Genomic DNA, 9572 nt, shown 5'->3' with positions numbered 1-9572 from the left:
CCGTGTACTTGCCCTCGAAGCCGGTGCCCCAGTCGGAGACCTTGGTGAAGACGGCCGTGTTGGGAGCGGCGAAGGCGGGGGTCGCGACCATTGACAGGCCGAGTGACATGCCGAGCGCGGCGAGGACCGCGGTCAGCGTTCGTCGAAATCTCATGGCTCTTCCTCGGTTGGGGGGTGCGAGGTTGGGAGGTGTTCGGGGTGCTCAGGTGCTCCGGGTGTTCGGGGTGCTCCGGGTCTTCGGGGGGCGGGATTCGGGGCCTGCCCGGACGGGCAGGCCCCGGGGGTCGCTAGGGCAGGGTCGCGAGGTGCGGCTTGACGGTCCTGGAGAAGTTCCAGTTGTTGCTGGCGTCCCAGTTGATGGACCAGGTCATCGCGCCACGGATCCCGGGGTAGGCGCGCGGCGGCACGAAGCTGCCGCAGTTGGTCCGGGTGGCCAGGCAGGTCAGGGCCTGGTTCACCAGGGCCGGGGCGACGATCCCGCCGCCCGCCGCGCCGGGTCCCGCGGGCAGGCCGAGCGCCACCTGGTCGGGGCGGAGGCCGTTCTCCAGCTGGATGCAGGCCAGCGCGGTCATGAAGTTGACCGACCCCTGCGAGTAGGCGGCGTTCTGGTCGCAGCCGAGCATGGAGCCGGAGTTGTAGAACTGGGTGTGGACGACGGTGAGGATGTCCTTGATGTTCAGCGCCAGCTTGAAGTACTCGCCGCCGGTGGACTGCATGTCGATGGTCTGCGGCGCCATCGTGATGATCAGGTTCGCCCCCGCCTTGGCCCGCAGCGACCGGAGCGCCTGGCCCATGTAGGTGGAGTTGAGCCCGTTCTCCAGGTCGATGTCGACGCCGTCGAAGCCATAGCTCTGCATCAGGGCGTAGACGGTGTCGGCGAACTTGGTCGCGGCGGCGGCGCTGGCCACCTGCACGCGGCCCGCCTCGCCGCCGACCGAGAGGATGACCTTCTTGCCTCGGGAGTGGAGGGTCTGCACGTCGGCCCTGAACTGGGCGTCGGTGTAGCCGCCGAGGGAGGCGGACAGGCCCGGGTCCACGCCGAAGACGACCTCACCGGGGGTGGCGGTGGCCTCTCCGAAGGAGACCGCGACCAGGTCGTACTCGTTGGGCACCGCCGACAGCCGCAGCTCGACGGCCGGGTTGTCGAAGTTGTGCCAGTAGCCGGTGAGGAAGTGCTTGGGCAGCTGACCGCCGCTGGTGCAGCCGGTCGTGGTCGCGGTGGCCGGGTCGCTCTTCTGGCCCTCGCCCGCGGAGTTGTACGCCGCCACCGTGTAGGTGTGCGCCTCACACACGCCCAGCCCCGACACCGTCGCGCTCGTCCCGGTCACGGTCGCCCTGACCGTCGTCCCCTCGTACACCCGGTAGCCGGTCACCGTTCCCGAGGACGCGCCCCACGACAGCGCGACACTGTTCGCGCCACCCGTCGCCGACACCGCGCCCGGCTTGCCGGGGGCTCCACCGGTGCAGCCGGTGGTGGTGGCGCTCACCGCTCCGCTGGCGGCCGACTCCCCCTGGGCGTTGTACGCCTTCACGGTGTAGGTGTGCGAGGTGCAGGTACCCAGCGAGCCGATCGTGGTGCTGGTCCCGGTGACCTGGGCCCGCTGCGTGGCCCCCTCGTAGACCCGGTAACCGGTGACCGTGCCACTGGAGGCACCCCACGACAGCGAGATCGAGGAGTTGGTCGTCCCGGTGACCGACGGATTCCCCGGTGCCCCCGGAGTGGTGGGAGTCGTCCCGCCGCCACAGGCCACGCCGTTGAGCGTGCAGTTGGACGGCGTCGCGCCGCCCGGACTGCCGTTGAAGCCGAAGCTCACGCTCGCCCCGGGGGCCAGGGTGCCGTTCCAGCCGACGTTGGTGAAGGTGAACCGCTGCCCGCTACGGGTCATCGACGCGTCCCAGAAGGACCCGATGTTGGCACCCGAGGGCAGGTCGAAGGCGACCGACCAGCCGCTGATGGTCGTCGTCCCACCGTTGGTGACCGTGTACTTGCCCTCGAAGCCGGTGCCCCAGTCGGAGACCTTGGTGAAGACGGCCGTGTTGGGAGCGGCGAAGGCGGGGGTCGCGACCATCATCGCCAGGACGAGGGCCGCCAGAGCGACGAGAGAACGAGCGATGGCGCGTAATTTCACGTTAACCTCATGCATTCCGTGGGGGTGACCGTACGACCCGCGCCACGCGGGGGGTGCGCGGGCGCGAACGTGGGCGCGAGCCGTACGGCGGGGTGGGCACGGTTTCGCCCGGGGGCGGGACCGTTCCGTTGATCGGCGCGGGACGCCGGGACCGCCGGGTTCAGCGAGTCGTCACCGGGTCACCGGCACCCGCGCCGCCTGAGCCGGTGCCGGTACCCGCGCCGGTGCCCGGACTGGCGCCTGTGCCGATACCTGTACCTGCGCTGCCTGTGCTTGTGCCGGTGCCTGTGCTGCTGCCTGCGTCGGCGCCTCCGCCTGTGCCGGTGCCTGTGCCGTCGCCGTCACGTGCCCCGGACGTCGCCGATCGGCGGGTGGCGCCGCCGGGATCCGGCAGCGGCGCTCCGGGGACGGGCCGCGCCCGGCTTTCCCGGGGATCGGGGGCCCGGCCTCGGGGAGGATCAAGGGGGCGGCGAAGGTGTCCGTGGTCGCGCGCTCGCCCGTGGCTCGCGGGCCCCGGTCTGGCGCCTCGGGGCGGGCGACGGCGGCGGCCACGGGGACGGCGACGGGAACGACAGGGACGGCCGCGGTGCCGGAGACGGCGGTGGTGCCGGGCGCGGGCAGGCCACGGTGAGGGCTTGCAGCCACAGTCAGGACAAGTAAGGGAAAGGTGCGCCGCATGATCGCTCCCATGGACGTGGAACCTGGGGGGTGAGGCGTCCGGACGGTCGGACCTTCAGCAGCGACGGCTCTCGCCGCCGAGTTTTCGCAGCTAGAAATCGGTCGGAGGGGAAGCGCGGGCCACGGGCACTCCCTGTCGGCATTTCTTTTAGGAAAGTTTCCTAAGAGTTGTCGCGATCGTAGCCTTGACAGACCCCTGCCACAAGGCCCAAAAACGTCAGCCGCCGATACCGTGTCCGGGCGCGTTCCAGCGGGGGACGGGGACGCCGGTGCGGCCCGACTCGCGTGGATCGGGTTCCGGATGCTCCGGCCGGGCGCCCGGTACCGGGAGTGAGGACGCGGAGGCGACCCCGGTCCGCGAAGAGTTCCTTCCGCGAGGCCCCGATCGTCGGCTTGATGAACCCGGAGGCCCCGATCGTCGGCCCGATGAACCTGAGGGCGATTCCGCCCTTCATCCGGCTCGCGGACCCGGCCTACGGCACTTCCGCGCCGTCGTTCCTACTTCTGGGCGCGCTCTACCCGTCGGTGCCGATCTTCGATCGGACGTTCCCGGCCCGGCGCGGGCTGTCGGCCGTCCGGCGCGCTCCACCTGTCGAGGCCGATCTTCGGTCGGACGTTCCCGACCGGTCGGCTCCGGGCCCGGCGCGCTCTATCTGTCGGCGCCGAACTTCGGTGTCACGTTCCCGACCTGTTGGCTCCGGGCGCGGGCGTGGGCGCGCTGTTCATCGGCTTCGGGGCGAGACCGGTCGCCGCGCCCCTCGGTCGGTGCCGGTTACCGCGAGCCCTGGTTGGCCTTGATCGCGACGCTGACGAGCGAGAGGAACAGCTCGGCGTCGGCCCGGCCCTCGATGGACATGGCCACCCACCCCGTGTCGGCTCCGGGGGTGACGCGGTGGCAGTCGGTGAGCACCCGTGCCCATCGGTCGATCACGGGTTTGGTGAGGAGCAACTCCGCGGTGTGGTCACCGGACATCCTGACGATCTCCCGGCCACCGGCCCGGAACCCCAGCCCTTTCCTGGTACGTTTCAGCGCCAGGTCGGGCCAGCGTACGAGCTGGGCCGCGACATTCTCGACACCCTCGGTGGAACGGCGGAACGCGTGCGTGCGCAGCACTGCCATGTCTCTCATCGTCGCGGACCGGCCCCGATCAGGAAAGCTCCTGTTTCTTAACCGTTACCGGCATAGTGATCCTTTTCATGAATCGTAATGATCCTCACCGGTCTCATCCGTTATTGCAGTGTTATTGAGTTGTTTTCACGAGAGCGCTAGCCGGGGTCAGGTACGGTGAGTGGCCGGTGAACTCCGGAACCAGCCCTCTCCAGCAACCCCCTGCGACGGCCTGACATGCGTGTGTCATGCCGGGGTAGGCGTGAACGCCCAGCGTCTGCCACCGCACCAGCCCGTGGAGTGTCAATGAGCCATCAGCCCATCGTCCTCCCCCGCCTCGCGGCTCTCGCCAGGCAGGCCGCGCCGAAACTACTCGAGGGCGTCGTCGCCCCCCTCGCCGTCTTCTACGCCGCCCTGGCCCTCCTCGGCCTGAAGGGCGCGCTGATCGCGGCGGTCACCTGGGTGTACGCGGGGGTGGGATGGCGGCTGGTCCGCCGGATCCCCGTCCCCGGGACGATGATCCTCGCCGTCATCGCGATCACCGTACGGGCGCTGCTGGGCTTCTGGACCGGGAGCGCGGTGATCTACTTCCTCCAGCCGGAGCTCGGGACGATCTGCATCAGCATGGTCTTCCTCGCCTCGGTGCGCCTCAACCGCCCGCTGGTGCAGAAGCTCACCCTCGACTACATCCACCTGCCCTCGGCGGTGCTGAAACACGAGCGGGTCCGCCGGTTCTTCGCCCGTATCACCCTGCTGTGGGCGTTCGTGCTGCTGGCCAACTCCGCGGTGAGCATCTGGCTCCTGCTGCACGAGTCGATCGGCACCTACCTGCTGGTCCGCACCTCGGCCGTGGCCGTCATCAGCGGCCTGGCGGTGGCCTTCTCCCTGTACGCCTTCCGCCGGATGCTGCGCCGCCTGCACTACGACCCCGTGGCCACCCCGGCCGTCGCCGCCCCGCCCGTCTAGGACGCCTTTCCCGTACGGGGGAAACCGCCGTGCGGCGGGCGTACGAAGGAGGGGGCGGGAGGTTTTCATGGTCATCGCGCAACATCCGAAACGCTGGGCCGGTTTGCCGGTGTTCGCCGTCGCGCTCGTGCTGGTGGCGGTGGTGGGGTCGCTGGCCGCCGTCAACGCCGGTGGTGAGTACCTGTCGCTGGAACGGCCCCCCTGGGCCCCGCCGCAGTGGCTGTTCGGCCCGGCCTGGACGGTCCTGTACGTCATGATCGCCCTGTCCGGCTGGCTCGCCTGGTCGGCGCGCGGCCTGACCCCGGCGCTCGGCGTCTACGCGGTCCAGCTGGTTCTCAACGCGGCCTGGACGCCGCTGTTCTTCGGCGCCGGGCGGTACGGCCTGGCGTTCGCGGAGATCGTCGTCCTCTGGCTCGCGATCGTGCTCACCATCGTCCTGTTCCGGCGGATCAGCCGCCCGGCCGCCTGGCTGCTGGTGCCCTACCTGCTCTGGGTGACGTACGCGTCCGCGCTGAACCTGGCCATCTGGCGGCTCAACTGAGCCGCGTCTCCTCCCTGAGGAGGAGGGCCCCCAACCGAAGACGGGGGATGACTCAAGCCGTTCGAGTGATGCGCCCGGATCCGTCCGATTCCTAGGGTCGACGGGACGGACCCCCGGTGATCTCAGGGGCGTGCTCTGGGAACACCGGGGTTCATCCCCGATGTCCAAGGGGTCGCCGGGCCGTCAGCCTTCTGCGTGAGACATTCCGCGACCCCCGGCTGGAGCTCGATGTGACACAGGCCATCCTCGACGTCCTGCACGACGTGATGACGTCTCCATGGATCTACCTGGCGCTGTTCGCGCTGGCGATGCTCGACGGGTTCTTCCCCGTGGTCCCGGCGGAGACGTCCGTCATCACGGCCGGGGTGTTCGCCGCCTCCACCGGCGCCCCCGACCTGCTCCTGGTGATCGTGGTGGCCGCGCTGGGCGCGTTCGCGGGTGATCACATCTCGTACGCCATCGGGCGTACCACCAACGACCGGCTGCGCAACGGCAGGCGCAGCCGCAAGGCGTTCGCCTGGGCGGAGCGGGCGCTGGCCGAGCGGGGCGGGCTGGTCCTGGTGGTGGCCCGCTACATTCCCGGCGGCCGGACCGCCTGCACCCTGACCATGGGCGCGGTCGCCTACCCCCGGCGCTCGTTCGCCCTCTTCGACGCCGTCGCCGCGGGGTCCTGGGCGGTCTACTCGGGGCTGATCGGCTACGTGGGCGGCGCGGCCTTCGAGAACGACCCGATCAAGGGGCTGCTGCTCGGCCTGGGCATCGCCCTGGGGATCACCGCCGTGGTCGAGATCGTCCGCTACCTCCGCCACCGCCGTGCCGTCCCGGAGAAGGAGGCCGCGCTGGTCACCTCCGGTGACTGACGGAGGGGCGGCGTGACTGCGTGACGCGGAAGCGCCCGGACACGAAGGCGTCGTCGGTGAGGGAGGCGTTCCCCGCCGGATTGAGCCCGCTGACGTGGTAGTCGCTGTAGGCGGCGGAGAAGTTGAGCGGCATCGGGCCGGTGAGGTTGGAGGTCAGCGCGGCGCCCGCGAGGGCGAAGGCGTCCTCGGCCCGGCCGACGAAGTCCTCGTCCACCGAGTAGCAGAACGCGGTGATCGCGCCCTTGTCCCCGGCGTCGGCCGAGGCCGTCCGCAACGCGGCCTCCCGGTCCTCGGCGGGGACGAGGAACGCGACCGGCCCGAACCGCTCCTCGCCGTAGACCGCCGGGTCCCCGGTGGCGAGCAGGAGCGGCCCGCTGGTGCGGGCCGAGGGAAACTCCGGGTGCTCGTACGGCGCGGCGTCCAGTAGCACGGTGCCCCGGCCGCGCAGCCCGTCCAGCAGGGCGAGCGTGGCGGGCGACTGGATGGCCGCCAGCACGGAGGCCGCCCGCCTGGGCACGGTGGAGATCTGCCGTACGGCCTCCGCCAGGGCCTCGCCGACCTCCTCGAAGGAGACCGTTCCCGAGGAGGTCCGCACCCCGGCGCGGGGCACGAAGATGTTCTGCGGGCTGGTGCACATCTGCGCGGAGAACAGGCAGAGCGATCCGGCGACGGCCCGCAGCACGGGCGCGAGGTCGTCGGCGGAGTCGAGCACGACCGCGTTGAGCCCCGAGGTCTCGGTGTAGGAGATCGCGGGGAAGGCGTTCGCCTCCACCCAGGCGCCGAACGCGGCGCTCCCGGTGAAGTCGACGATCCGGCAGGCGGGGTGGCCGATGAGCTCCTTGGCGATCGGCGCCCCGGCGGTGTCGACGGCGAGGGTGACCAGGCCGGGGTCGAACCCCGCCCCGGCGAGGACCTCGCGGCAGGCGCCGACCGCCAGCGCCATCGGCAGCACCGCGGTGGGGTGCGGCTTGACGATCACCGGGTTGCCCGTGGCGAGGTTGGCGAAGATCGCCGGGTAGGCGTTCCAGGCGGGGAAGCTCGCGCAGGTGACGACGACCGCGACCCCGCGCGGCACGATCCGGTAGCGCTTGTCCAGGCTGAGCTCGGAGGTGCCGAAGCCCCGGGCCCAGGTCGCGTGCGGGGTGACCCGCTCCATGGCCGACCAGGCGGCGGCGATCGCCTCGATCCCCCGGTCGAGGGCGTTCGTGCCGCTGCCGGTGAAGCTCATCGCGGCACTCTGGCCCGCGGTGTGCATGGTGGCGGGGACGAACTCGAAGGACCGCTCGTAGATCAGGTCGCAGGCGGCCAGGCAGAGGTCCGTCCTGGTCTCGGGGGTGGCGTCGCGCCAGGCGGGCCACGCGGCCAGGGCGGCCCGGTAGACCTCGTCGGCGCTCGCGACCGGGTAGGCGACGCCCAGCGGCTCACCGGTGTAGGGCGAGACCTCGCCCCGGGCGACGGCGTGGGCACCGGGGTGCTCCGGCAGGTCGAACCGGCCGCCGAGGCGGGACTCGTGGGCCCTCAGCCCGGCCTCCCGGGCGCTGTCACCTCCAGGGTGGCGGGAGGGCGCCTCGGGGTAGGCGCTCCAGCTCTCCCTGGTGCGCCTGGCCTCGACCGCCCGCGCGAGCCGTGCCGACCGCTCGACGTTCATGACCGCCTCCAGATCCGTGCCGAACGCCCGGCGCTCATGACCGGCCGCGCGAGCCGTACAGAACGCCCGGCGCTCGTGATCGACCGCGCAGGCCGTACCGACCGCTCGACGTTCATGATCGAACGCGCGACCCGTACCGCCCTGGTAAGCCGTACAGAACACCCGGTGTTCATGATCGCTTCCAGATCAGGGTGTGCCATCTGCCGCCCTCGGCCGCCGCCAGGACCAGCCGGTCGCCGTCGGCGTTCAGCTCGCGGACCTGGACGGTGCCGGCGAGGGCCGGGTTGAGCGCCACCTCGACGTCGTGGGCGACGTGGCCGTCGCGGACCTCGTAGCGGCCCGCGTAGGCGAAGAACGAGGTGAACGCCTCGGCCAGCGCCTCCGGGGGCGCCTGCCTCGGGCTGACGCCGGGCAGCGGGGCGCGCCCGGCCCGCGCGATGGTCGCGCTCATGTGGCCGTCGGGGGTGTAGCAGAGCAGGCCCACCGCGTCCGTGCCGAAGGGGTGGGAGACCCGTCCGTCGGCACCCACGATCCGCCACTCGACCAGGTGCCAGGCGCCCACGAGATTCATGCCCGCGAAACTACGATAAGAAAAGCCAGCAGGTCAACAGCCCCGACGCGAATCTCGGGGAATTCCCTGCGAAGTCAGGGAGAACCCCTATGGCTCCGGCACCTCCATCCGGGGGACGCTTCGACTGTTCACCGTAAGCCCCTTAACGGACGCCTCCCAGAGGTGATCCGGTCATCTCGCCATGTCTTCATCTGCTTGGGAGGAGTGCGCATGACTGTGCTGGCTGCCGGCCTGGCGTTGCTGGGATCCCTGTTCTTCGCACTCGGTGCCGCGCTGCAGCAGTTCGAGGCGGCGAGGACACCCAGCGCCGGCCTCGTCCATCTGGCCCGGCGCCCCCGATGGCTGCTCGGCGGGCTGGCCATCGCGGGCGGCACGGCCCTGCACATCGTCGCGCTGAAGTACGGCCCGCTCACCCTGGTGCAGCCGATGGGCGTGGCCAGCCTCCTGTTCGCCCTGCCCTGCGCCGCCGCCCTGCAACGCCGCAGGCCGAAGCCCGGCGAGCTGGCCTCGGCGGCGGTGATCGCCATCGGCCTGATCGGCCTGGTGCTGGTCGTGCCCGAGCACAGCGGGAAACCGCACCTCAGCACCGGGGAGGCGGTGACCCTGCTCGCGGGGGCGGCCACCGCCGCCCTGGTGCTGTGGGTCCTCGCCCGGCAGGTCTCCCCCGCCGCGCGGGCCTGCCTGCTCGCCATGGGGGCGGGCGTGCTGTACGGCGCGACCGCCACGCTCACCCGCGTCCTGGTCGACGGCAACTGGGAGCTCTGGTTCCTGCTCGCCGTCCCGATGCCCGCCCTGATCGCGCTGGCGCTGCTCCAGCGCGCCTATGCCGTCGGACACTTCGGCGTGGCGTTCGCCGCCCTGCAGGTGGCCGATCCCCTCACCGCCGTAGCCTTCGGCGCCCTCCTGCTCGGCGAGCCTCTGCCGACGGGCGCGGCGAGCACGCTCACCGCGCTGGCGGCGGCCGCCCTCACCGCCGCCGGAACCGTCGCGCTGGCCCGTACCACCCCGATGTCCCCTCACACGACGTGTGTCCCCTCACACGACGTGATGGCACGATGAACGGAGCATTAT

General features: G+C 71.3%; 8 protein-coding genes. 4 read left to right on the top strand and 4 right to left on the bottom strand.

Annotated elements, in window-relative coordinates; translation table 11 throughout:
• Positions 1-287 precede the first annotated feature (287 nt).
• Together ACW9TB_RS13000 and ACW9TB_RS12995 are read right to left on the bottom strand one after the other, a co-directional pair.
• The gene (locus tag ACW9TB_RS13000) at positions 288-2129 is read right to left on the bottom strand and encodes a cellulose binding domain-containing protein (protein WP_472748232.1); all 1842 of its coding nucleotides are present in this window, start codon (positions 2127-2129) and stop codon (positions 288-290) included.
• Positions 2130-3579: 1450 nt separating this feature from the next.
• Positions 3580-3927, bottom strand: a complete 348-nt coding sequence (locus ACW9TB_RS12995) for a luciferase domain-containing protein (protein ID WP_472748231.1) — start codon at positions 3925-3927, stop codon at positions 3580-3582.
• Between the two features lie 294 nt (positions 3928-4221).
• On the opposite strand from ACW9TB_RS12995, the gene ACW9TB_RS12990 reads away from it, so the two are divergent.
• The 3 genes from ACW9TB_RS12990 to ACW9TB_RS12980 all read left to right on the top strand — a co-directional run bounded on the left by ACW9TB_RS12990 (position 4222) and on the right by ACW9TB_RS12980 (position 6282).
• On the top strand, positions 4222-4881 hold the full coding sequence (locus tag ACW9TB_RS12990) for a VC0807 family protein (RefSeq protein ID WP_472748230.1): 660 nt from the start codon (positions 4222-4224) through the stop codon (positions 4879-4881).
• Positions 4882-4948: 67 nt separating this feature from the next.
• A complete protein-coding gene (locus ACW9TB_RS12985; protein ID WP_472748229.1) occupies positions 4949-5422 on the top strand; it encodes a TspO/MBR family protein in 474 nt (157 codons plus the stop codon).
• A gap of 230 nt (positions 5423-5652) precedes the next feature.
• Positions 5653-6282 carry a DedA family protein gene (locus tag ACW9TB_RS12980; RefSeq protein WP_472748228.1) on the top strand — a complete coding sequence of 210 codons (630 nt, stop codon included), beginning with the start codon at positions 5653-5655 and terminating at the stop codon, positions 6280-6282.
• Here ACW9TB_RS12980 and ACW9TB_RS12975 read toward each other — a convergent pair.
• Positions 6266-7930 carry an aldehyde dehydrogenase family protein gene (locus ACW9TB_RS12975; RefSeq protein ID WP_472748227.1) on the bottom strand — a complete coding sequence of 555 codons (1665 nt, stop codon included), beginning with the start codon at positions 7928-7930 and terminating at the stop codon, positions 6266-6268. The two genes, ACW9TB_RS12980 and ACW9TB_RS12975, sit on opposite strands and share 17 nt — an antisense overlap.
• A 169-nt stretch (positions 7931-8099) precedes the next feature.
• Positions 8100-8501, bottom strand: coding sequence for a lipocalin-like domain-containing protein (locus ACW9TB_RS12970; protein ID WP_472748226.1), 402 nt, complete (start codon positions 8499-8501; stop codon positions 8100-8102).
• A gap of 210 nt (positions 8502-8711) precedes the next feature.
• On the opposite strand from ACW9TB_RS12970, the gene ACW9TB_RS12965 reads away from it, so the two are divergent.
• Positions 8712-9560, top strand: coding sequence for a DMT family transporter (locus ACW9TB_RS12965; RefSeq protein WP_472748225.1), 849 nt, complete (start codon positions 8712-8714; stop codon positions 9558-9560).
• Positions 9561-9572 lie beyond the last annotated feature (12 nt).

The organism is Streptosporangium sp. H13245, assembly GCF_055690525.1.
This window is presented reverse-complemented; position numbering and strand designations above follow the sequence as displayed.